Annotated in this window: 19 protein-coding genes; 12 read left to right on the top strand and 7 right to left on the bottom strand. The window is 63.6% G+C overall.

Annotated features, from left to right (window positions below; genetic code table 11):
- The first annotated feature begins 2 nt into the window (after nucleotides 1–2).
- The 10 genes from ACLIJ1_RS19685 (at nucleotide 3) to ACLIJ1_RS19640 (ending at nucleotide 9,843) form a co-directional block, all read left to right on the top strand.
- Nucleotides 3–815: a sugar phosphate isomerase/epimerase family protein gene (locus ACLIJ1_RS19685; RefSeq protein WP_411367254.1), complete on the top strand. Its 813-nt coding sequence runs from the start codon at nucleotides 3–5 to the stop codon at nucleotides 813–815.
- A 28-nt stretch (nucleotides 816–843) separates the two neighbouring features.
- Entirely contained in the window at nucleotides 844–2,007 is a 1,164-nt protein-coding gene (locus ACLIJ1_RS19680) for an acyl-CoA dehydrogenase family protein (protein WP_411367253.1), read from the top strand.
- 13 nt (nucleotides 2,008–2,020) lie between these two features.
- Entirely contained in the window at nucleotides 2,021–3,601 is a 1,581-nt protein-coding gene (locus tag ACLIJ1_RS19675; protein ID WP_411367252.1) for an acyl CoA:acetate/3-ketoacid CoA transferase, read from the top strand.
- Nucleotides 3,602–3,635: 34 nt separating this feature from the next.
- On the top strand, nucleotides 3,636–4,319 hold the full coding sequence (locus ACLIJ1_RS19670) for a TetR family transcriptional regulator (protein WP_411367251.1): 684 nt from the start codon (nucleotides 3,636–3,638) through the stop codon (nucleotides 4,317–4,319).
- Between the two features lie 175 nt (nucleotides 4,320–4,494).
- Nucleotides 4,495–5,028, top strand: a complete 534-nt coding sequence (locus tag ACLIJ1_RS19665) for a TRAP transporter small permease (protein ID WP_411367250.1) — start codon at nucleotides 4,495–4,497, stop codon at nucleotides 5,026–5,028.
- A 23-nt stretch (nucleotides 5,029–5,051) separates the two neighbouring features.
- Nucleotides 5,052–6,329, top strand: coding sequence for a TRAP transporter large permease subunit (locus tag ACLIJ1_RS19660; RefSeq protein WP_411367249.1), 1,278 nt, complete (start codon nucleotides 5,052–5,054; stop codon nucleotides 6,327–6,329).
- Between the two features lie 94 nt (nucleotides 6,330–6,423).
- A complete protein-coding gene (locus ACLIJ1_RS19655) occupies nucleotides 6,424–7,422 on the top strand; it encodes a TRAP transporter substrate-binding protein (protein WP_411367248.1) in 999 nt (332 codons plus the stop codon).
- A 69-nt stretch (nucleotides 7,423–7,491) separates the two neighbouring features.
- Nucleotides 7,492–7,968 carry a type II 3-dehydroquinate dehydratase gene (gene aroQ, locus ACLIJ1_RS19650; protein WP_411367247.1) on the top strand — a complete coding sequence of 159 codons (477 nt, stop codon included), beginning with the start codon at nucleotides 7,492–7,494 and terminating at the stop codon, nucleotides 7,966–7,968.
- Nucleotides 7,969–8,110: 142 nt separating this feature from the next.
- Nucleotides 8,111–8,944 (top strand): shikimate dehydrogenase family protein, encoded by an 834-nt coding sequence (locus ACLIJ1_RS19645; protein WP_411367246.1) that lies wholly within the window; start codon nucleotides 8,111–8,113, stop codon nucleotides 8,942–8,944.
- Nucleotides 8,945–8,982: 38 nt separating this feature from the next.
- On the top strand, nucleotides 8,983–9,843 hold the full coding sequence (locus ACLIJ1_RS19640) for a DMT family transporter (protein ID WP_411367245.1): 861 nt from the start codon (nucleotides 8,983–8,985) through the stop codon (nucleotides 9,841–9,843).
- 410 nt (nucleotides 9,844–10,253) lie between these two features.
- Here the strand turns inward: ACLIJ1_RS19640 and ACLIJ1_RS19635 are convergent, their stop codons facing one another.
- The 3 genes from ACLIJ1_RS19635 to ACLIJ1_RS19625 form a co-directional block, all read right to left on the bottom strand.
- On the bottom strand, nucleotides 10,254–11,864 hold the full coding sequence (locus ACLIJ1_RS19635; RefSeq protein ID WP_411367244.1) for an AAA family ATPase: 1,611 nt from the start codon (nucleotides 11,862–11,864) through the stop codon (nucleotides 10,254–10,256).
- A gap of 727 nt (nucleotides 11,865–12,591) precedes the next feature.
- Nucleotides 12,592–13,182 (bottom strand): hypothetical protein, encoded by a 591-nt coding sequence (locus tag ACLIJ1_RS19630; protein WP_411367243.1) that lies wholly within the window; start codon nucleotides 13,180–13,182, stop codon nucleotides 12,592–12,594.
- A 144-nt stretch (nucleotides 13,183–13,326) separates the two neighbouring features.
- Nucleotides 13,327–14,004, bottom strand: coding sequence for a DUF2971 domain-containing protein (locus ACLIJ1_RS19625; protein ID WP_411367242.1), 678 nt, complete (start codon nucleotides 14,002–14,004; stop codon nucleotides 13,327–13,329).
- A gap of 642 nt (nucleotides 14,005–14,646) precedes the next feature.
- Between ACLIJ1_RS19625 and ACLIJ1_RS19620 the strand changes: the two genes are divergently transcribed.
- The gene (locus tag ACLIJ1_RS19620; protein ID WP_411367241.1) at nucleotides 14,647–15,474 is read left to right on the top strand and encodes a DUF3047 domain-containing protein; all 828 of its coding nucleotides are present in this window, start codon (nucleotides 14,647–14,649) and stop codon (nucleotides 15,472–15,474) included.
- Nucleotides 15,475–15,496: 22 nt separating this feature from the next.
- Here the strand turns inward: ACLIJ1_RS19620 and ACLIJ1_RS19615 are convergent, their stop codons facing one another.
- From ACLIJ1_RS19615 to ACLIJ1_RS19600, 4 genes are all read right to left on the bottom strand, one after another.
- Nucleotides 15,497–16,918: a phospholipase D-like domain-containing protein gene (locus tag ACLIJ1_RS19615; RefSeq protein ID WP_411367240.1), complete on the bottom strand. Its 1,422-nt coding sequence runs from the start codon at nucleotides 16,916–16,918 to the stop codon at nucleotides 15,497–15,499.
- Nucleotides 16,918–17,631 (bottom strand): YebC/PmpR family DNA-binding transcriptional regulator, encoded by a 714-nt coding sequence (locus ACLIJ1_RS19610; RefSeq protein ID WP_411367239.1) that lies wholly within the window; start codon nucleotides 17,629–17,631, stop codon nucleotides 16,918–16,920. The genes ACLIJ1_RS19615 and ACLIJ1_RS19610 overlap by 1 nt, the downstream gene beginning before the upstream one ends.
- Before the next feature lie 84 nt (nucleotides 17,632–17,715).
- Complete coding sequence (locus tag ACLIJ1_RS19605; RefSeq protein WP_411367238.1) at nucleotides 17,716–19,869, bottom strand: molybdopterin cofactor-binding domain-containing protein; 2,154 nt, start codon at nucleotides 19,867–19,869, stop codon at nucleotides 17,716–17,718.
- A 2-nt stretch (nucleotides 19,870–19,871) separates the two neighbouring features.
- A complete protein-coding gene (locus tag ACLIJ1_RS19600; protein WP_411367237.1) occupies nucleotides 19,872–20,339 on the bottom strand; it encodes a (2Fe-2S)-binding protein in 468 nt (155 codons plus the stop codon).
- Between the two features lie 235 nt (nucleotides 20,340–20,574).
- Here ACLIJ1_RS19600 and ACLIJ1_RS19595 point away from each other — a divergent pair, with 235 nt between their 5' ends.
- Nucleotides 20,575–21,831: an Hsp70 family protein gene (locus tag ACLIJ1_RS19595; RefSeq protein WP_411367236.1), complete on the top strand. Its 1,257-nt coding sequence runs from the start codon at nucleotides 20,575–20,577 to the stop codon at nucleotides 21,829–21,831.
- Nucleotides 21,832–21,840: the final 9 nt, after the last annotated feature.

Below are 21,840 nucleotides of genomic sequence, written 5' to 3'. Positions count from 1 at the left end.
AGATGGCACGCGTCCATTCACTGGCTTACCTCAGCTCCCACCGATGCACGCCACCGGAAGCGATCCGTGTGGCCGCGACCAACGGGTACCAGTATGTCGGTCTGCGCCTGTGGCCCAACGCACCGGGAGCGCCGCAACAATTCCTGATCGACCGACCTGAAGTGCTGAAAGAGACTCTGGCCGCGATCGCCGACACCGGCGTGGGCATCTTCGATGTCGAGATCATCCGCATCGGCGAGGCCTTCGACCCGCACACCTGGGACGCGCTGTACGACGCCTGCGCGGCGCTCAAGGCCAAGGCCATCCTCGTGGCCGGCGACGACGCCGACGAGGCACGCCTGACGCAGAACTACGCACGCCTGTGCGAAGTGATGGCGCCTTACGGCCTGACCGCCGACCTGGAGTTCATGCCCTGGACCGCGGTCAAGGACGCAAATAGCGCGATGCGGATCGTGCAGAACGCCGGCACTCCCGCCAACGCCGGCATTCTGGTCGACGCGCTGCACGTCGGCCGGTCGACGACGACGCTCGACGACATCCGCGCCATCCCGCGCCAGCTGCTGCACTACGCGCAGATCTGCGACGCCGTCGCCGGCACGCAGTTCACGACCGAAGCAATGATCCACACCGCGCGCTGCGAACGCCTGCTGCCCGGTGACGGAACCATCGACATCACCGGCCTGTTCGCCGCCCTGCCCGACGACCTGCCGGTCAGCGTCGAGGTGGTGAACTTCGAGCGCGAAAAGACCGCCGACCCTACGCAGTGGGCCGCCATCTGCCTGGCCGCCAGCCTGCCCTACACCGCCGCCCGCTGAACCACCGACAAACACCCGAGACAAACCCATGGATTTCGCGCTCAACGACGAACAGAAAATGATGATCGACACTGTGCGTCGCTTCATCGCCGAAGAACTCAAGCCCCTCGAGGACCCGCTGGAGAACTCCGGCGCGCTGCCAGAAGCCGACGCCCGCCGCATCCACGCCAAGGCGAAAGAACTGGGCCTGTACGCGCTCAACATGCCGGCCGAACTCGGTGGCGGTGGCCTCTCGAACCTGGACCGCATCCTCTGCGAGGAACAGTTCGGGCACACCAGCGACATGCTGATCCGCCGCGCCTTCGGCAACGTCTACGAGCCGCTGCTGCATTGCAAGGGCGAGCAGGTCGAGCGCTGGCTCAAACCCACCGTCGAAGGCACACGCACCTGCGCCATCACCATCACCGAATCGGGGGCCGGGTCGGATGCCGCCGGGATCAAGACCAATGCCAAGCGCAACGCCGAGGGCCGCTGGGTGCTCAACGGCAGCAAGCACTTCATCAGCGACGGCCTGTGGTCCGACTTCTTCCTCGTCTCCGCAAAAACCGGCGAGAAAGAAATCAGCATGTTCATGGTCGACAAGGACTTGCCCGGTTTCACTGTCGGCAAGGACCAGGCCATGATGGGCATCCGCGGCACGCCCCACCTCGAACTCTTCTTCGACAACGTGGAGCTGGAGGACGCAGCCCTTCTGGGCGAGCAGGGACAGGGTTTCAAGCTGGCCATGGGCGCACTCAACGTGGTGCGCCTGGCGCAGGTGGGTGCGCGCGCGGTGGGCAAGGCCACGCATGTGTGCGAGCTGATGCTCGACTACGCGAACCAGCGCCAGCAGTTCAACACCCGCATCGGCGATTTCCAGATGGTCCAGCAGATGCTGGCCGACAGCGTGATCGAGATCAACGCCGCGCGCTGGATGGTCTACCAGGCCGCCTGGATGCTGGACCAGGGCCTGGACGCGCGCGAACAGATTGCCATGGTCAAGGTGCATGCGGCCGAGACCCTGGGCCGCGTGGTCGACCGTGCGGTGCAGGTATTCGGCGGCATGGGCTTCTGCAAGGAACTGCCGATCGAGCGCTACTACCGCGACGCCCGCATCTACCGCATCTTCGACGGCACCTCGGAGATCCACCGCGGCGTGATCGCCAAGAGCGCGCTCAAGAAGGGCGCGCAGCTCTTCGACGTGAACCGCTGAACGGGGACACACGATGAGCAGCAGCAAGTTCATGAGCGCGGCCGAGGCGGTGCAACTGATCCAGGACGGAGACACCGTGGGCCTGATGGGCGGCGGCGGCGGCCTGATGGAAGCGACCCACGTGTTCGAGGCGGTGCAGGCGCGCTTCCTCGCCACACAACAGCCAAGCAACCTCACCGTGATGCACGCGCTGGGCATCGGCGACAAGAAGACCAAGGGCATGAACTGCTTCGCGCACGAAGGCCTGGTGAAGAAGGTCATCGGCGGCCACTGGGTGTGGTCGCCCGCCATGCAGCAGCTGGCGCTCAGCAACAAGATTCAGGCCTACATCCTGCCCGGCGGCGTGAGCAGCCAGCTCATGCGCGAGATCGGCGCCGGCCGGCCCGGACTGATCTCGCACGTGGGTCTGGGTACGGTCTGCGACCCGCGCTTTGGCGGCGGGCGCATGAACGAAGCCGCGAATGAAGACCTGGCGGAGGTGATTCAGATCGACGGCCGCGAATGGCTGCGCTACAAGCCCTTCCCCATCCACGTCGCCATCGTGCGCGCCAGCGCCGCCGATGAAGACGGCAACATCAGTTTCGAGCACGAAGCCGCCAACCTGGACGCACAGTCGCTGGCCCTGGCCGCGCGCAACAGCGGAGGCACGGTGATCGTGCAGGTCAAGGAGCGCTTGCCCAAAGGCGCGCTCAAGGCGCGCGAGGTGCGCATTCCCTCGGCCTGGGTGGACGCCATCGTGGTCGACCCGAACCAGCAAACCAGCTACGACATCCCGTTCGACCCGGCCTTCAGCGGCGAACTCACTGGCGAGGCCCGTGCCTCCAGCGAGGCCGAGGACCACGTGCGCGAAGTCGCCGCCTCACAGGAAGCCTTCAGCGAACGCCAGGCCGTGGCGCGCCGCGCACACGTCGAACTGTTCAACACCGGCAAGCCCCGCCCGGTCATCAACTACGGCGTGGGCGTGCCCGATGCGGTGGCCAAGCTGATCGCGGCGCGCAACGAGCAGCACCGCATCTACCAGACCATCGAACACGGCACCTACGGCGGCACGCTGATGGACGGCGTGCTGTTCGGCTACGCGCGCAACGCGACCGCCATGCTGGACGCGGCCACGCAGTTCGACTTCTACGGTGGCGGCGGGCTGGACGTGGCCTGCCTGGGCTTTGGTGAATTCGACGCCGAAGGCAGCGTCAACGTCTCGCGCCTGGGCGGCGTCACCGTTGGCCCCGGCGGCTTCATCGACATCGCGCAGAACGCGAAGAAGGTGGTGTTCTGCGGCACGCTCGCCGCCAAGGGCGTGCAGCTGCAGACCGGCGACGGCCAGATGCGCGTGCTGCAACAGGGCAGCGTGAAGAAGCTGGTGACGCGGGTCGACCAGATCACCTTCAGTGGCCCGCAGGGCCTGGTGCGCGGGCAGGAAGTGCTCTACCTCACCGAACGCGGCAGCTTCCGGCTCACGCCACAGGGCATCGAGCTGTTCGAGATCGCACCGGGTATCGATCTGCAACGCGACATCCTGGACCAGATGGACTTCGTGCCGCGGATCGCGACAGACCTCAAGCTGATGGACGCGGCGCATTTCCGCGCGGGTTGACCGTTTTCGAGGCACTGCGTCCTATACTTCTGGAATGAACGAACCAGTACATTCCCGGAGACAGGCAGTTCGCGGCAAGGCCCTCGAAGGCAAAACAACGACCCGCACCAACGACCCCGAACGCACCATGGCCAACATCCTCGAGGTGGCCATGAAAGAGTTCGCCGAGAAGGGTCTGGCGGGGGCGCGCATCGACGAGATCGCCGACGAGACGCACACCTCCAAGCGGATGATCTATTACTACTTCCAGAGCAAGGAAGGCCTGTACCTGGCCGCGCTGGAAGAGGCCTACCGCCGCGTGCGCAGCACCGAAGCAGAGCTCAATCTCGACGACCTGGACCCCGAGGCTGCGCTGCGCCGGCTGGTCGAATTCACGTTCGATCATCACGCCGGCAACGAGCCCTACATCCGCATGGTCGTCTCGGAAAACATCAACCGCGGCCAGTTCCTCGCCCAGAGCAAGAGCATCCAGGCGCTCAACCTCAAGGCCATCTCGGCCATCGAGAAGCTCTACGCCCGCGGAGTCGAGCTGGGCATCTTCCGCCCCGGCCTGGACCCGATCGACATCCACGCCTCGATCTCGGCGCTGTCGTTCTTCAACGTCTCCAACCGCCACACCTTCGGCCTGATCTTCAAGCGGGACTTCGCCAGCCCCACGGTGGCCACGCTGCGACGCGCCTCCATCGTCGACATGGTCGTGCGCTTCGTGAAGAAGTAGGTTCTCCCCCCTGCGCCGCTGCGCGGCTTCCCCCCTGCTGCGCGGGGGGACGCACCCTGTGGCCGGGCGGAGCCCGTTCCACGGCTGCCCTGGACATCAATCCTAGGGAAATCCCTGATTCTGAAAAACTAACCAGTTCGTACATTACAGCTTCCAACGATTCCGGAGACATCTCTTGGTCCAGAAGTTCATCAATGCCTATTGCCGCCTGCTGGGTGCGCTCATGGTGCTCTCCCTCTTCGCCATGGTCGTCATGGTGTTCGGCAACGTCGTGATGCGTTACGGCTTCAACTCCGGCATCACACTCTCGGAAGAGCTCTCGCGCTGGCTGTTCGTGTGGATGACCTTCCTGGGCGCCGTGGTCGCACTCAACGAGCGTGGCCACCTGGGCACCGACTCGCTGATCGCCCGCCTGCCGGTCGCCGGCAAGAAGCTCTGCCTGGGCGCCTCGCTGCTGCTGATGCTGTTCATCTGCTGGCTGATCTTCAAAGGCTCGCTCGACCAGACCAAGATCAACTGGGACTCGACCAGCGCGGTGATGGAAACCTCGATGGGCTATTTCTACGCCAGCGGCGTGGCGTTCGCCGTGCTCGCCGCCCCCATCCTGCTGCTGAACCTGCTGCGCCTGCTGACCGGCCAGATGCCCGACAGCGAACTGATCGGCATCCGCGAATCCGACGACATGCCCCACGGCGACCCGCACGCCTGAACCCCGCCCCGGAGACCACCCCAATGACCATTGCCATCTTCCTGGGCTCCCTCATCGCCGCGATGATGATCGGCGTGCCCATCTCTTTCTCGCTGCTGCTGTGCGGCGCCGCGCTGATGTGGCACCTGAACATGTTCGACGCGCAGATCCTGGCGCAGAACCTGATCGAAGGCTCCAACAGCTTCCCGCTGCTGGCCGTGCCCTTCTTCATGCTGGCCGGCGAAATCATGAACGCGGGCGGCCTGTCCAAGCGCATCGTGACCTTCGCGATGTCCCTGGTCGGCCACGTGCGTGGCGGCTTGGGCTACGTGGCCATCATGGCCGCCGTCATCATGGCCTCGCTCTCGGGCTCGGCCGTCGCCGACGCCGCCGCGCTGGCCGCCCTGCTGCTGCCGATGATGCACACCGCCGGCCACGACAAGGCCCGCTCGGCCGGCCTGCTGTCCGCCGCGTCCATCATTGCCCCAATCATCCCGCCCTCGATCGGTTTCGTGATCTTCGGCGTGGCCGCCAACGTGTCGATCTCCAAACTGTTCATGGCCGGCATCGTGCCCGGCCTGCTGCTGGGTGTGGCACTGTGCCTGACCTGGTGGTGGGTGGCCCGCAAGGAAAACGTGACGCCCCCACCGCGCAAGAACCGCGCAGAGGTCTTCCAGGCGCTGCGCCAAGCTGCCTACGCCCTGGGCCTGCCCTTCATCGTGGTCGTCGGTCTGAAGTTCGGCGTGTTCACGCCCACCGAAGCGGCCGTGGTCGCTGCCGTCTACGCCCTGCTGATCTCTCTGTTCGTCTACCGCGAACTCAAGATCAGCCAGCTCTACAGCCTGTTCCTGGCCGCCGCCAAGACCACCGCCGTGATCATGTTCCTGGTCGCTGGCGCGATGGTTTCGGCCTGGCTGATCACGGTCGCCCAGCTGCCCAACCAGCTCGTGGCACTGCTGCAGCCGCTGCTGGACAGCCCGACGCTGCTGATGTTCGCGATCATGGTCCTGGTGATCGTGGTTGGTACGGCGATGGACATGACGCCGACCATCCTGATCCTGACGCCGGTACTGATGCCCATCGTCAAGGCCGCCGGCATCGACCCGGTCTACTTCGGCGTGCTGTTCGTGATGAACAACGCCATCGGCCTGATCACACCTCCGGTGGGCACCGTGCTCAACACGGTGGCCGGCGTCGGCAAGGTCAGCATGGACGAAGTGACCCGCGGTGTCTGGCCTTTCATGATCGCGCAGTTCGCCCTGATGTTCCTGATGGTGCTGTTCCCGCAGATCGTGCTGGTACCGCTGCACTGGTTCTACTGATCCCCCAGGTTTCAACACCCTTGCCCTGAACGGGCACGCCAAGGCAAGGGATCTTTTTCATTTCGCGTCCCAACCCGTCTGCAGGAGACATTTCATGAAGCGTGTGTTCATCAAGACTCTGGTGGCCGTGGCCGCCCTGGCCACCGTCGGCATCGCCGCCGCCCAGGAAAAGGTCATCAAGTTCGCCAACCAGAACGCGGCGGGTCACCCCATCGTGCAGGGCATGGAGAAGTTCGCCGAGATCGTGGCGGCCAAGTCCGGCGGCAAGCTCAAGGTCACCGTGTTCCCCAGCGGCCAGCTGGGCAGCGACCAGGCCAACGTGTCGGCCCTGCAGGGTGGCACGCTGGAGATGGCCTCGATGAACTCGGGCATCTTCGCCAGCCAGGTCAAGGACTTCGCCGTCTTCGACCTGCCCTTCATGTTCTCCAACGGCAAGGAAGCCGACGCCGTGGTCGACGGCCCCTTCGGCAAGAAGCTGCACGCCAAACTGGAAGAAAAGGGCATGGTCGGTCTGGGCTACTACGAGCTGGGCTTTCGCAACATCACCAACAGCAAGCGCCCCATCACCAAGGTCGAAGACATCGAAGGCCTGAAGCTGCGCGTGATCCCCAACCCGATCAACGTCGACTGGGTCAAGGCCCTGGGCGCCAACCCCACGCCGCTGCCCTTCCCCGAGCTGTACGCCGCGCTGGAGCAGAAGGCTGTGGACGGCCAGGAAAACCCGGTCGCCACGATCTGGGGCGCCAAGCTGCAGGAAGTGCAGAAGTACATGACGCTGACCAACCACCAGTACAACCCGCAGTCGGTGGTGATCAGCAAGAAGTTCTGGGACACCCTCTCGGCCGACGAGAAGAAGATCCTGCAGGACGCCGCCAGCGAGTCCGCCAAGTACCAGCGCCAGCAGGCCCGCTCTTCGGTCGCCAGCACGCTGGACAACCTGAAGAAGGCCGGCATGACCGTGTCCGAGCTGCCGCCGGCCGAGCTGAGCAAGCTGGTCGAGAAGATGAAGCCCGTGATCACCAAGCACGCCGCCAACGTGGGTGAAGCCACGGTGTCCGATCTGCTGGCTGAACTCGCGAAAGCACGCAAGTAACCGGCGCACCAACCGGGCGCTGCGGCGCCCGGTTTATGCTCACCGGCCACCCTCACCCGACTTCCTGCCATGAAAAAGATCCTGATCCTCAACGGCCCCAACCTCAACCTGCTCGGCACGCGCGAGCCCGCCCAGTACGGTTACACAACGCTGGCGGATGTCGAGGCGTTCTGCAAGGCCCACGGCGAGAAGATCGGCTACGAGGTCGAGTGCCTGCAGAGCAACTGGGAAGGCGCGCTGATTGACCGCATCCACGAAGCCGGCCGCCAGTACAAGGCCGGTGAACTGCTGGGCGTGGTGATCAACCCCGGCGCGCTGACCCACACCTCGATCTCCCTGCACGACGCGATCAAGGGCGTGGACCCGCTGCCGGTCATCGAGTGCCACATCTCCAACGTGCATGCGCGCGAAGAGTTCCGCCACCACTCCTGGGTCTCGCCCGCCGCCGCCGGCATCGTGGTCGGCTTTGGGGTCGACGGTTACCTGGTCGCCATCGACGGCCTGGTGCGCAAATACGTGAACTCGGCCGCCACGAAAATGCCCTGAATCCCTGGTCCGCAGCGTCGGTGACGCATGCAGGTTTACCCGCAATCTGCGCGATTAATGAACGGTCTCGTTCACTGAACAAACAAAACAAGCTGGTCAGACCGCCCTATTGCCGCACCGCGCTTCTACAGTCCCGCCCACCATGATCAACGGCAACACCGAACTCATCGCCCACATCGGCTACCCGACGCACACGTTCAAGTCGCCGATGATCTACAACCCCTTCTTCGAGCAGGAAGGGATCAACGCGATCGTGGTGCCGATGGGTTGCAAGCCCGAGGACTACCCCGTCTTCCTGAAGAGCGTGTTCACGCTGACCAACATCCGCGGTGCCCTGATCACCATGCCGCACAAGGTCGTCACCGTCGGCCTGCTCGACGAAGTCACGCCCACCGTGCGCGTGGCCGGCGCCTGCAACGCGGTCAAGCGCCTGCCCGACGGCCGACTGGTCGGTGACCAGTTCGACGGCGCCGGCTTCGTGCGCGGCGTCATTCGCAAGGGCCTCCAGCTCAAGGGAGCGCGCGTACTGGTGGTCGGCAGCGGCGGCGTCGGCTGCGCGATCGCGGCCTCGCTGGCCGGCGCGGGCATCGCCCACATCGGCCTGTTCGACGTCCACACCGCCGCGGCCGAGGCCCTGGGCCAGCGCATCCGCGACAACTATCCCGCGATCAGCGTTGCCACCGGCAGCAACGACCCGGCCGGCTTCGACCTCGTGGTCAACGCCACTCCGATGGGCATGAACGAAGGCGACCCGCTGCCGCTGGACGTGGCGCGCCTGGACCCGACCACCTTCGTCGGCGAAGTCGTCATGCGCACCGAGATGACCGCCTTCCTGACCGCCGCGGCCGCGCGGGGCTGCCAGGTGCAGGTGGGTTCGGACATGCTGTTCGAGATGATTCCCGCGTATCTGGAATACTTCGGCTTCCCCACCACGACCGCCGACGTGCTGCGCTCGGTGGCCCGCCTCAGTTACTGATCTACGGATGCGCCACTGATCCGCGCCCTCCCCCGCTTTTGTCCGACCCGCACTATCCCCACCCCGGCCGCGGCATCGCTCTGGCCGTCCTAGCCACCGCCTGCTTCGCCCTGCTCGACACCACCTCCCAGTACGTGGGCGGCGTGGTGCCGGTGCTGATGGCGGTGTGGCTGCGGTTCCTGGTGCAGACCGGCATGACCGCTGCGATGCTCTACCCGAGCCAGGGCAAGGCCCTCTTCGTCACCCATGCGCCCTGGTGGCAGCTGCTGCGCGGTGCGCTGATGGTTGCCTCCGGGTCGGTGGCCTACATCAGCCTTCAGCACGTGCCGGTCGGCGAATTCACCGCCATCCTGATGCTGGTGCCGCTGGTCATCACGCTCATGGCCTCGCTGCTGCTGCGCGAACACGTCAGCGGCCTGACCTGGCTGCTGGTGGCCGGCGGCCTGAGCGGCGCGCTGATCGTCGTGCGGCCCAAGGGCAGCGACCTGAACATGGGCATGTTCCTGCCGCTGGTGCTGGTCCTGATCAACGCCTGCTACCAGATCGTCACCAGCAAGATGGTCCGCACCGAAGACCCCGGCACCATGCACTTCTACACCGGCCTCACCGGCCTGGTGTTCGGCACGGTGGCCCTGCCCTGGAGCTGGGCACCGATGCACGGGCTGAAGATCTGGCTGCTGGTCGGCCTGCTCGGCGTGTTCGGCTCGCTGGGCCACTACTTCATGATCAAGGGCTACCAGAAGGCGCCCGCCTCGCGCGTCACGCCCTACATGTACACCCAGATCGCGTTCGCCACCGGCGCCGGCTGGCTCGTCTTCGGCCACGCACCCGATGTCTGGACGGTGCTGGGCATCGCACTGATCGCGGTGTGCGGGGTGCTGGGGGTGCGGGCTCGGTAGTAGATGGGGATGGGTGATGGACCGAATTCGCAGTGAAGCTTTGGTCGGTTGGTTGCGAACCGAATGACTGGTGGGCAGCGGTAGCATCCGGTCGCGCCCGGGAGCTGCGTTCACGGTACCTGGCACGAAGCCGTCATCGGCTCACCCAGCAGCGCGGCGGAATCAATGACAGGTATCGAAAGTGCTGCAGTCTTCCGGCGTGGTCGGCCGCCGATTGCTCCACGAATCGCGGACAAAGGTCAGCTGCTTGAAGTGTCTAACTCACGCTCTCAACCCTTAGCTGTTAGTCGGAATACAGAATTAGACATTCGAAGCCCATGTTCACTAGAAGTTCTGTCTGAGCGGAAAATGTATAGAGGCGGTGGCAAGAATGTCGATGGGAATCTTGTTCGACGACTCCCGCGAGGTAACTATTCGATCAATTCGGAAGGGAACGACCCGAGCAAGTTTCGGACGAGCTTAACCGCATCCAAATCGCGCACTAGGAGGTTACGAACAGCCGCTTCATACTGTGCACGATTTGTAAAGTTAAGCGCCTTGGCAATAACATCAAGCGCAGACGATTCTCGAATTGGGTACCTCTGGAGAATACCGACGAAGTCGGATTTCTTGATAAATCCATCTAAAATAGCCGCCTCATGCTGAGCGCATTTCGCGAAGTCAATTTCAGCGGTACGCTTGCCACCTGCTGCTACCTCACCCTTCTTGGGAAGAAGCGAGAACACATGAGCACGTGCCGATTTCTCGGCGATTCGGGTACTGAGGTGTTTGGCATTTTCATGAATCGCTGTTATGGCCTCTTTATTGGCTTTCTCCAGCCTGACTGTTAGATCACCGCCGACGACTGCCGCAAGTTTCTCACCTGCAAGCTTTTGTACTTCGGGATGATAGTAGATCGATTCAACCGAGTAAACGTTTATTGGGAGTACACCCTTAGTTTTCAAATCCTCGATTCGCTGTGGTTCTGAAGAATCGTTGTCCACCAGACCATACGGCTTCACCCAGAGAAGTTCAGCAGTGCCTTTGATACCCACTACCGCATACTCCACCTCACGACAGTCGGCCTTGGCCACGATGGACGCATTCGGAAATAGGAGGCTGTATAGTGGCTTGTCAAGGCTGTGCTCGACGCCCTCTACAAATACGATCTTCCGACGTTCACCCAAGATAGTTGTTTTCAGATCATCATCAATCCCACTAGTGTTCTCCAGCAAATCGATGTCGTAAGATGTGACCCTGTCATTCTCGTAAACGCAGGCGCGCGTGAGCAGGACTTTCGATCCCGGATTGTCCACGGGAAGTAATGGCTCATGCGTAGAAACGACGAACGCGCAATCTAGTCTTTCCTTCAGCAGAAGCGTCAGAAGTGGGGATACGATCGAACGATGCAGGTGACGTTCCGGCTCATCAATGAGAAGAAGTGTTCCTGCTGACACCGTCAGTACGTTGGCGGCAATAAGGATTGCGTTCCGCTCTCCGTCGGAAAGTTTGGAGATGCTGTAAGGCCTGCTGCTGTTCCGGCTTGCCATGATCTCGTCGTTATCTTCGACAGACACAACAATGTCAAGATTGGACAGCCGTAGTAAGCGATTCAAAACTGTAAATACACCGTCTTTAGCTGACAGTCTTTCGACTTCACCACTCTTTGCATCGACAGCTTTCGTAATCTCGCGGGCACGTACGTTTTCGGAGTTAACCAAATCGTAGATGGCCATCTGAGCACGCTGCTGCGAGTATTCGTCCATCCAACGCGCACTCGTCTGCTGGTCATAACGGAATACATTTTGCTCGTACTCAGCACGCTGTTTCCCCGTGAACTCGGGTGATCCAGATCGAAACCATGTTTGACGGTGGGCGGTAATTCGCCGCGTGTTCTTGCTGTTGGCCGAGGCAAAAGCCTGCATAAGACTCGATTTTCCGGTACCGTTTGCACCAAGGATAAATAGCATCTGCCCAGCATTTACTGTCAGTTCTAGAGAGCCTGCCGGTTTGCCCGTTGGGATTGACAAAGGGAATGACATGTCAAATATCCGAAAATATAAGTAAATTGATTTCTTTAGCACAAAGGCGCTTAAATCTTTGCCTTGATTCGTCCAGCGCCAGCTAACAGCAAAGGGTTTGAATGCTATCAGCTTAGATGGCCATTCTGGATTGGTATTGGCAGGGGCAGCTCATGGCCGACAGCGCCAGTTCGTGGACCTTGTCTATGGCTGTCCTTGGACGACACTGGCTAGTGAATCGAAAGTCAGCTTCCTGGCAAGCCCTTGCTCTCACACTCCCGGCAAGGAGCAGGCTTTGATCAGGCGGGAGAGCAGTCGAGTCGTTCAGCGCCAAAACTCATCTGACGACCGCCCGCGAAGCGAGTGGGCGGTCGGCTGGAGCGCCTTGTTGGGCTGAAGCACGCATGGGAGAACCTAAAGCGGACGAATTGTGTAGTCACTGGGTGTAAATACATAGTCGTTTCCGACCTGAGCAACTTTCACACCTCTCTCATTCGCGGCTTTCCTTAGATCTTTCTCTGGGATGCCAAGATTTGTGATGGTTTCAACTTTGCGTCGCCGGGTTTTTCCCGCTTCGATGCCAGGTTGCATTTTGTCTAGAGCTTGTTCAAGCCAAGCATGCTGTTTCGCTTTTGTTGCCATTGTTTATTCCCCTTGGTTTAACACATCTCTTTATGAAGCCTAACGTCTGAATTTACCGGCCTTGCGCAGCTATATGCACAAAGCCCGCGGAGTGATGGGTTGAGCGTTATGTGAATATTTTCGTAATGGTGGCTGTAGCTAGGGCGATTACGACTGCGACAAAAATTTCAGCGAGGTGCTTTCGCCACCAAGGTTCCCGCTTCTGCGGCTGCGGCTGCGGCGCGGAAAAGCGATGTGCCAACGCGGCGTAGATGGAGCAGTCCGTGAAGTGCTGGGGAGCACACGAAGACCATGACCAGCTCGGATGGCCCGGAGGAACACATTCTTTCGCCAAGCGCTCATGCGCATGACCAGAGTCAAGTTCGTCCGCGTAGCGGGTCAAAGACATTGCAAAGTGGCCGAACCGTTCAAATGTGACTTCTGGGCAGAAATTGGAATAGATAGACGGATTGCCGGGCTCGCCGAAGATCCCAGTGGCTTGCTCATCAGTTCGCGGCCAAAGGTCGCTTGATTTCCAATGCATGAGAAGTCGTTCGTCTTCGACCTCAGGAATCCTTGTACTGCCGGCCGCGCCAAGGAGGGACAAGCTTTGGTAATAGCGCGGACATGCCTCGACAGTTGCGAATGGACAGCGAAAAGGAGCGCCGCGCTCTTGGCTCAGCCTTGAGTACCACTCGCGACCGGGAATCTCAGTCATGTGATCGGCTCCGACCTATGACACGCAGGTAAGCGGCGCCGGAGCCCGACAGGGCGGATGGCACCTGCACAGGCCATGAGAATGCCGAAGGCTTGGCCTGTGTTGGCATCCGCTTGGCCGACCAGTTGTGCGAATGATTGTGCATCACTCGCCTTCCACAAGGTATGGTTCATTGGATTTGTAGAGAACGGACCGAGCGACGCGCTTCTTGAAGCCGATTTTCTGTTGTAGGTAGTACGTAAATGCAGCAACTAGCTCATCAGGTGCTCTTGGGTCGAGCAACACGCTATCGATAAGACGATGGGCATTGATGGGGATCTTTAGCCCTTCTCTCCCCATTTTGCGATTTGCCTCCGGCACGTTAAGAAGCACACGATATTCGGATTCATGGTCGAACGCTTCCCGCTTAAGAAAAAGCGCGTCCATTGCTCGGCTTGCAGAGAACTGACGCTGCAGATCATCTCGAAGGGCGACAAACTCTTTGTTAATTTTGTACTGACTTGCGTATTGCACAGGCTCCATGCGAAGGGCGTAGCCTCGCTCTTTGGCCACACTGGCGAGTTGGCGACGCAGTACCGCAGTACTGGTAGATATGCGAACACCTAGATGGTTAGGTGAATAAATTCGCCACATTGCATCCGACACACCTTTTGTACACCAACACTGCCCGAATAGCTGATGGCTTTGGTTGTGCTTGAGCCGTACCTCATACGGATCCTCCCATGTCGACGGGTGCGCGAAGTGCAACTCCCCTTTTTCGAAGATCTGAACCGCTCGATCGAAGCTAAGGATGCGATACAGACGGCCTGCCGAAGAGCTCATGTTTGCTTAGCTTTGATTTAAACGACAAAACGCCGGATACCCATAGTCGCTGCCGTTAAGAAAAGTCGCATAACACCTCCGAAAAGCCTTTGAAATCAATCCAATAGCACAGGCGCCTAGAAACATGGACATCTACAACAGAATCGACAAATCCGACGGTACATCTTTGCTATCTGCGAAGCAGTCTAGCGGCGAGTCGTCGGTTTGGGAAACAGGCCTTGCGGCAACCCGACAAGATATGGGCGACGATCACACAACATCGGTGGAAAGGGCCGCTCAGGGTCGGAAGCACCAGTTCGCCCACAGCGTGAGCGCCCTTCCCGAGTTTCGCGACTCTAGCCCCTGCTGAGCGACCGGTCCAGGCGGTCGAGCGGTCGTTTGAGATCCTGCCCGGTGAACGACGGGTTGCGGACGGGCGAATGGACTCAGCCGTCGAAACTGTGTGACAGCAACCAGCCTAAACCGGACACATACGTCCATTCAGGACACGTTTGATTCAGTCCGCCAACCATCAATCAGCGCCCCCTGAGTAGCGTCAGTCCACCCAAACAACTTGAAACCGACGGCCGCCAGCGCGGCCCGGCACAATACGCGCCAGCTTTTCCCCTCACGCGCCCGCCCGACGACATGCAGCCTCCAGCCATGCCCCGCCACCGCCCCTCCCGCCTCTGGGCGGTCCCGCTGTTCGCCCTGCTGCTCGCCGCCTGCGCCAGCGCCCCGTCGCCTGGTGACGACGACGCCGACGACACGGCCGATGCCGTCGTCCAGCAGAAGCAGCGCCCGGTGGTGCTGGACGGCACAGCCTGGCAGTCCGCCAACCACATCGATGGCGCGGCCACGGCGACGACCTGGGAACACCAGGTCTTCATGAACCGCCGCCCGACGCGCTATCAGGCCACGGAAAAGGACGGACGGCCCGCCCTGATGGCCGAGGCGCTCGGCTCGAACAGCACGCTGAACCTGCTGCTGACACCCAAGCCCGGCGTGCTGCCCAGGCGCCTGCATTTCTCGCTCTTCGTGCCGGCGCTGAACCCGAGCTTCAACCTGAGCGAAAAGGGCGAGGACGACGCGGTGGCGCGGCTGATCCTGAGTTTCGATGGCGACCGCTACAACGGCACCTGGCAGGCGCGCGACCACATCGTCTCCGAGCTGTCGGGCCTGATCGCCGGCAAGCCCCTGCCCTACGCCTCGATCATGTATGTCTGGGACAACCGCCACCCGGCCGGTACGGTGATCCCCAACCCGTACACCAGCCGCATCCGGCAGATCGTGGTCGAGTCGGGGCCGGCGCGGCTGAACCAGTGGGTCGACTTCGACCGCGATGTCGAGGCCGACTTCCGAAAGGCCTTTGGCGAAGCGCCAGGGCCGATGATCGGCCTGGGCCTGATGACCGACTCGAACAACTCGGGCGCGTCGATCACGGCCTGGTACGGGCCGCTGGAACTGACGATGTCGGCGCCGGCGAAGTAAACCGCTCGCGCCTCTGCTGCGCCTACAGCAGGAAGTCCAGAAAACTCGCGAACGGCCGGACCATGCGCATCTGGAAGATGGTGTCGCGGTCGGCGTCCTGGATCAGCGCCTCGTAACCGCCGGCGGTGGGCGTGCCGACGATGGGCCGCGACTGCGCCAGCCGGGCCTGCAGGCTCTTCGACATCGTGGCGGCCAGCGTCGGGTTGTTGCGGCAGATCACGATCAGCTCGGAATTGAGGTTGGCCGAGCGCGGGTCCATGTTGTAGGTGCCGATGACGACGGTGCGGTCGTCGAACACGGCGCGCTTGGCGTGCACGCCCCAGCGTGACGAGGCGGGCGCCCGGTCGTTCTGCTTGAGCGGCCGGCCGTCGTAGCCCCAGACCTCCAGGTTCGGCAGCTGCAGCCGAGGCAGGGTGTCGGTCAGGCTGGCGACGGCGTAGAAGGCGTCGGTCGACTGCAGCGTGTTGGTCAGGAACCGGAGCTTCACCCCGCGCTGCACCACGCTGCTGAGCAGACCAATGCCGTCTTCGCGCAGCACGAGGTAGGGGCTCTCCACCGTGATGTGGCTCTTCGCTTCTTTCACCAGACCGCTGATCGCGGTGAAGACCTTGCGCTTCTCGACGCCCGAGCCCGGGTAGTCGGTGACGAACTCGATGTCATTGCAGGTCGAGCTGCCGGGCGAGGGTAGGTGCCGCGCCAGTTCGGCGCTCAGGGCCTGCTCCTCGGCGCTGGGCGGTGTCAGCAGGTCCGGCCCGGCGGCGTCGCCGTCCGACACGTCCTGCGACTTCGTAACCCAGTCGGAGTTCCAGTACAGCTCGAAGCTGTCGACGATGGACGCAGCCACTTCGCCCTCGATCTTCAGGTCGCTGTCGAGGAAGTTGTAGTGGTTTGAGAGGTCGAAGTAGTCGTCACCGATGTTGCGGCCGCCGATGATCGCGGTCCTGCGGTCGACCACCAGCAGCTTGCGGTGCGTACGGTGCTGCGCGGCGAAGAAGCGCGCGATGCCCGAGGTGTTGTAGTAGCGCACCTGCACGCCGGCCGCTTCGAGCGTGCGGGCATAGTGCGGCGCGAGCTTGAACACCGGCCGGGCGAAGTCGACCAGGATGCGCACCTTCACGCCCTCGGCCGCCTTGCGCGCCAGCGCCTGCGTGATCACGCGGCTGGCCTCGTCGATCTCGTAGATGAAGAATTCCAGCTCGATCGACTGCTTCGCGCTTTCGATCATGTGCAGGCGCGTGGCCAGCGAATCGAAGCCGACGTCGAGCAGCGACACGGTGTGCGGCTGGTGCGAGCGCACGCCGATGGCGGCGTGTTGCGGCGCCTTGCCCAGCCACTGTCGCTCGCTGGCCTCCTGGATGCCCAGGAAGGCGACCGCAAACACCACCGGCACGCCGACCAGCAGCACCAGCAGGGCAATGCCGATCCAGCGGGCGACGCGCCGCATCAGCCGCCGAGCCCCGCAAAGATGTTCTGCACGTCGTCGTTGTCGTCAATCGCCGCGAGGAAGGCCTCGACTTCTTCGAGCGCCTCGGCGCTGAGGCTGGCGGGGTCGACCGGGTTCTTGGGCTTGTAACCCAGCTTGGCCGACAGCACGGTGAAGCCCTGCGCCGGCAGCGCGCGGCTGACCAGATCGAGGTCGGTCGGATCGGTGAGGAAGACGCACACGCCTTCGTCGTCGGCGGCTTCGAAGTCCTGAGCGCCGGCTTCGATGGCGGCGACTTCGGCGTCGGCGTCCTTGGTGGCGGCCTCGGCCTCGATGATCCCGACGTGGTCAAAGTCCCAGGACACCGAGCCGCTGGTGCCCAGCTGCCCCTTGCGGAACAGCACACGCATCTCGGAGGCGGCGCGGTTCACGTTGTCGGTCAGGCACTCGACCATCACCGGCACCTGGTGAGGCGCGAAGCCTTCGTACATCACGTGTTCGTAGTGGATCGCCTCACCGGTCAGGCCTGCGCCCTTCTTGATCGCGCGGTCCAGCGTGTCCTTGGGCATCGAGACCTTGCGCGCCTGCTCGACCACCAGCCGCAGACGGGCGTTGGCCGAGGGATCGGCACCGCTGCGCGCGGCAATCATGATGTCCTTGACCAGCTTGCCGAACAGCTTGCCCTTGGCGTTGGCCGCCAGATCCTTGTGTTTCGCTTTCCACTGCGCGCCCATGGGGTGTCCTTGTGTGTGTCCGACCGGAGCCCACGAGTTTAGTGGACCCCGGTCGTCACACCGGAAGCGCAGGATCGCGGACGGTCAGGCCTTCTTCAGCTGTTCCGTATCGAACGGCAGGCTGCGCAGGCGCTTGCCGGTGGCCGCGAAGATCGCGTTGGCCACGGCCGGCGCGATCGGCGGCGTGCCGGGTTCGCCGATGCCGCCGGGCTTCTCGCTGCTGGCCACGATGTGCACCTCGACCTTGGGCATCTCGTTGTGGCGCAGCACCGGGTACTCGTGGAAGTTGCCCTGCTCGACGCGGCCATCCTTGTAGCTGATCTTGCCGTACAACGCGGCGCTCAGGCCGTAGACGATGGCGCCTTCGATCTGCCGCTCGATGATGGCCGGATTGACCGTCATGCCGCAGTCAACCGCCGCCACGACGCGGTGCACCCGCGGCGTGCCGTCGGCGCCCAGCGACACCTCGGCCACCTCGGCCACGTAGCTGCCGAAGCTCTGCGCCACGGCGATGCCGCGCGTCACGCCGGCCGGCAGCGGCTTGCCCCAGCCGGCCTTCTCGGCCGCCACTTCCAGCACCTTCTTGTAACGCGGCTGCTTGTCCAGCATGGCGCGGCGGAACTCGAACGGGTCCTTGCCCGCCGCGGCGGCCAGCTCGTCGATGAAGCTCTCCATGAAGAAGATGTTCTGCGAGTGGCCGACCGAGCGCCAGAACCAGACCACCGGCCCCGGCTCGCTGCGGCCATAGGCCAGGCGCTGGTTCGGGATGTCGTACGGGTGGTCGGCAATGCCTTCCATCGCGAATGTGTCGACGCCGTCTTCGGGAATCTTCATGAAGCCCGAGGCGGCCATGATCGACGGCGAACCCACGCCCGACTCGAGCAGCGTGGCACGACCGTCGGCGCCCACGGCACCGGCAAACTTCGCGACCGACGCCGGGCGGTAGAAGCCTGCCGCCATGTCGTCTTCGCGGCTATAGACCAGCTTGACCGGCGAGCCGCTGATCTTGGAGAGCAGGGTCGCGTCGATCACGAAGTCGGGCGCGAAACGGCGACCAAAACCGCCGCCCAGCATCATGGTGTTGACCTTGACCTTGCCCGGATCGACCGCCGCGACCTGCGACAGGATGCCCTGCACCGGCCCCTGGCTCTGCGTGCCGGCCCAGACCTCGACACCGTCGGGCTTGACCCAGGCGGTGCAGTTCATCGGCTCCATGCAGGCGTGCGCGAGGTACGGCGCCTCGTAGGTCGACTCGACCACCTTGCCAGACCGAACTTCCACCGCGCCTTCCTGTTTGGCCACAGCGGTCGCGCTGTCGGCAGCGGCAGCGAGCTGTTTGGTGATGCCGGCCGACGACAGGCCCTTGAGCGCGCCGGCGTCCCACTCGATCTTGAGCGCGTCGCGCCCCTTCTTGGCGGCCCAGTACCCGGTGGCCAGCACCGCCACGCCGGTCGGCAGTGTGATGACCTGCTTCACGCCCTTGACCGCCTTGGCCGCGCTGTCGTCGACCTTGACCGCCTTGGCGCCAGGGGTCGGTGAACGCGACATCACCGCGACCAGCATGCCGGGCAGGTTCACGTCGATGCCGTACTTCGCCTGTCCGTTGGTCTTGCCGGCGGTGTCCAGGCGCTTCTTGCGCTGCCCCAGGATCTTGAAATCCTTGGGGTCCTTGAGCGCCACCTTCTCGGGCGCCTTCTGCTTGGCGGCGGCTTCGGCGAGCTGACCGTAGCTCAGCTTCTTGCTGCCGTGGATCACATGGCCCGCTTCGGTGCGGCAATCGGCGGGCGAGACCTTCCACTGCTCGGCCGCGGCCGCGACCAGCATGGCCCGCGCCGTCGCGCCGGCGTTGCGCATCACGTCCCAGTGGCCGCGCACCGTGGTCGAACCGCCGGTGGCCTGCATGCCGAAGGCCGGGTTGGCGAAGGCCTGGCTGACCGGCGCCTGCTCGACAGAGACCTGCGGCCAGTCGGCGTCCAGCTCTTCGGCCATCAGCTGCGGAATCGCGGTCAGCACGCCCTGCCCCATTTCCGACGATCCGCAGACCACGGTGACGCGGTTGTCGGCGGTGATGCGAAGCCAGGCGTTGGGGGTGAAGGCGGCGGGCGCGGCCTTGGCGGCCAGCGCGCGGCCCGAGGCCGGCAGCGTGAAGCCGACCACGAGGGCAGCGCCCGAACCGGCCATGAAGCCGCGGCGACTGGTCTCGAAACCGGGGGTGACTTGTTGTTCGACGGTGCTCATGGTCAGGCTCCCTTGCTCAGAGCGACCGATGCGTCCTTGATGGCCGCCTTGATCTGGTTGTAGGTGCCGCAGCGGCAGATGTTGCCGCTCATGGCTTCGTCAATCTGCTTGTCGCTGGGCTTGGCGTTCGACGCCAGCAGCGCGGTCGCGCTCATGATCTGGCCCGACTGGCAGTAGCCGCACTGCGGCACGTCGTGCTTGACCCAGGCGGCCTGGATCGCCTTGCCGGCCTTGCTGTTGCCGACGGATTCGATGGTGATCACCTTCTTGCCGGTCGCGGCCGACAGCGGGGTCGAGCAGGAGCGCACGGGCTTGCCGTCCAGGTGCACGGTGCAGGCGCCGCAGAGCGCCATGCCGCAGCCGAACTTGGTGCCGGTGAGCTGGAGGTCTTCGCGAATCGCCCACAACAGGGGCATCTCGGGATCGGCGTCGAGCGACGCCGGCTTCCCGTTGACGTTGAGTTTCAACATGGGGGGTCTCCGGTAGGGTTCGCCCGGCGATCCGTGCGCCAAGGACGTGCGCCAATGTAGCGAGTCGCCGCCGGATCGCCCGGCGGGACAAACCCTTGTCCCACGTCGCTGTGGGGACAAGGTGTTCCGTTTCAGGCCAGTGCCCACCGACGGCGTGGCCTCGCGGTGGCAGAATGCCGGTCCCCCGTGTGCGCCCGGGCCTGGCCCCGTCCGCCCTCATTTCCGCTCTCCCCCCATGCAAAAACACCCTGCCGGCACGCTCGGCATCGACTTCGGCACGTCCAACTCGGCCATGTCCTGGGCCGCGCCCGGCGGTCTTTCGCGCCTGATTCCGCTCGAAGGCGACGCCGTGTCCATGCCGACCGCCGTCTTTTTCAACACCGAAGACCATCGCACCCACTTCGGCCGCGACGCGGTGGCGCAGTACCTGTCCGGCACCGAAGGCCGCCTGATGCGCTCGCTCAAGAGCCTGCTGGGCAGCCCGCTGATCCACGAAAGCACGGAGATCAACCACCGCTCGATCAGCTTTCTGGAGATCGTGACCACCTTCCTGGCCGAGCTGCGCGAGCGCGCAGCCCGGTCGCTGGGCAGCGCGCCCGAGCGGGTGGTCATGGGCCGTCCGGTGCATTTCGTCGACGACGACGCCCAGCGTGATGCCGCGGCCCAGCAGTCCCTGCTCGAAGCCGCGCAGGCCGCCGGCTTTCGCGAGGTCAGCTTCCAGCTAGAACCCATCGCGGCCGCGCTGGACCACGAACGCCGGCTGACGCGCGAGTCCCTGGTGCTGATCGTCGACATCGGTGGCGGCACCTCCGACTTCACCGTGGTGCGCCTGGGGCCGCAACGCATGGCGCTGGCCGACCGCTCGGGCGACGTGCTCGCGACCAGCGGCGTGCACATCGGCGGCACCGACTTCGACCACCGGCTCAGCCTGGAGCAGGTCATGCCGCTGCTGGGCTACCGCCACCTGGGGCCGCAGGGCCGCGAAGTGCCCAGCCGCATCTTCTTCGACCTCTCGACCTGGCACCTGATCCAGTGGCTCTACCTGCCGCGCGCGCTCAGCCAGGCGCAGGGTCTGCGCGTGAATTACCGCGACGTCACCCTCCACGAGCGCCTGATGCGCGTACTGCGCGAGCGCCACGGCCACCACATCGCGCACGAGGTCGAACTGGCCAAGATCCGCTGCTCGATGACCGACGCCGACACCGAGGTCGACCTGTCCATCGTCGAAGCCGCGCTTACCGCCCCCATGGGCACGGCCGCGTTGCACCAGCACCTGGACGCCCTGCTGGAGCGCACCGTGGCCTGCGCGCGCGACTGCGTGCAGCGCGCCGGCCTGCGCGACGACCAGCTCGACGCGGTCTACCTCACCGGCGGCTCTTCGGCGCTGCGGCCGTTCCAGCAGACGCTGCGCGCGGCCTTCGCGGGCGTGCCATTGGTAGAGGGCGACCTGTTCGGCGGCGTGGCGTCCGGGCTGGCGTACTCGCAACGCTGACGGCGCAAG

The sequence above is a fragment of the Hydrogenophaga sp. RWCD_12 genome, from assembly GCF_046604225.1.
In the GTDB taxonomy this organism is placed as follows: domain Bacteria; phylum Pseudomonadota; class Gammaproteobacteria; order Burkholderiales; family Burkholderiaceae_C; genus Hydrogenophaga.
This window is presented reverse-complemented; position numbering and strand designations above follow the sequence as displayed.

What these genes read in the sequence shown, in the direction of transcription:
- ACLIJ1_RS19685 (WP_411367254.1), top strand. Translation starts at nt 3, where the DNA reads ATGGCACGCGTCCATTCACTGGCTTACCTCAGCTCCCACCGATGCACG.
- ACLIJ1_RS19680 (WP_411367253.1), top strand. Translation starts at nt 844, where the DNA reads ATGGATTTCGCGCTCAACGACGAACAGAAAATGATGATCGACACTGTG.
- ACLIJ1_RS19675 (WP_411367252.1), top strand. Translation starts at nt 2,021, where the DNA reads ATGAGCAGCAGCAAGTTCATGAGCGCGGCCGAGGCGGTGCAACTGATC.
- ACLIJ1_RS19670 (WP_411367251.1), top strand. Translation starts at nt 3,636, where the DNA reads ATGAACGAACCAGTACATTCCCGGAGACAGGCAGTTCGCGGCAAGGCC.
- ACLIJ1_RS19660 (WP_411367249.1), top strand. Translation starts at nt 5,052, where the DNA reads ATGACCATTGCCATCTTCCTGGGCTCCCTCATCGCCGCGATGATGATC.
- ACLIJ1_RS19655 (WP_411367248.1), top strand. Translation starts at nt 6,424, where the DNA reads ATGAAGCGTGTGTTCATCAAGACTCTGGTGGCCGTGGCCGCCCTGGCC.
- aroQ (WP_411367247.1), top strand. Translation starts at nt 7,492, where the DNA reads ATGAAAAAGATCCTGATCCTCAACGGCCCCAACCTCAACCTGCTCGGC.
- ACLIJ1_RS19645 (WP_411367246.1), top strand. Translation starts at nt 8,111, where the DNA reads ATGATCAACGGCAACACCGAACTCATCGCCCACATCGGCTACCCGACG.
- ACLIJ1_RS19635 (WP_411367244.1), bottom strand. Translation starts at nt 11,864, where the DNA reads ATGTCATTCCCTTTGTCAATCCCAACGGGCAAACCGGCAGGCTCTCTA.
- ACLIJ1_RS19630 (WP_411367243.1), bottom strand. Translation starts at nt 13,182, where the DNA reads ATGACTGAGATTCCCGGTCGCGAGTGGTACTCAAGGCTGAGCCAAGAG.
- ACLIJ1_RS19625 (WP_411367242.1), bottom strand. Translation starts at nt 14,004, where the DNA reads ATGAGCTCTTCGGCAGGCCGTCTGTATCGCATCCTTAGCTTCGATCGA.
- ACLIJ1_RS19620 (WP_411367241.1), top strand. Translation starts at nt 14,647, where the DNA reads ATGCCCCGCCACCGCCCCTCCCGCCTCTGGGCGGTCCCGCTGTTCGCC.
- ACLIJ1_RS19615 (WP_411367240.1), bottom strand. Translation starts at nt 16,918, where the DNA reads ATGCGGCGCGTCGCCCGCTGGATCGGCATTGCCCTGCTGGTGCTGCTG.
- ACLIJ1_RS19610 (WP_411367239.1), bottom strand. Translation starts at nt 17,631, where the DNA reads ATGGGCGCGCAGTGGAAAGCGAAACACAAGGATCTGGCGGCCAACGCC.
- ACLIJ1_RS19605 (WP_411367238.1), bottom strand. Translation starts at nt 19,869, where the DNA reads ATGAGCACCGTCGAACAACAAGTCACCCCCGGTTTCGAGACCAGTCGC.
- ACLIJ1_RS19600 (WP_411367237.1), bottom strand. Translation starts at nt 20,339, where the DNA reads ATGTTGAAACTCAACGTCAACGGGAAGCCGGCGTCGCTCGACGCCGAT.
- ACLIJ1_RS19595 (WP_411367236.1), top strand. Translation starts at nt 20,575, where the DNA reads ATGCAAAAACACCCTGCCGGCACGCTCGGCATCGACTTCGGCACGTCC.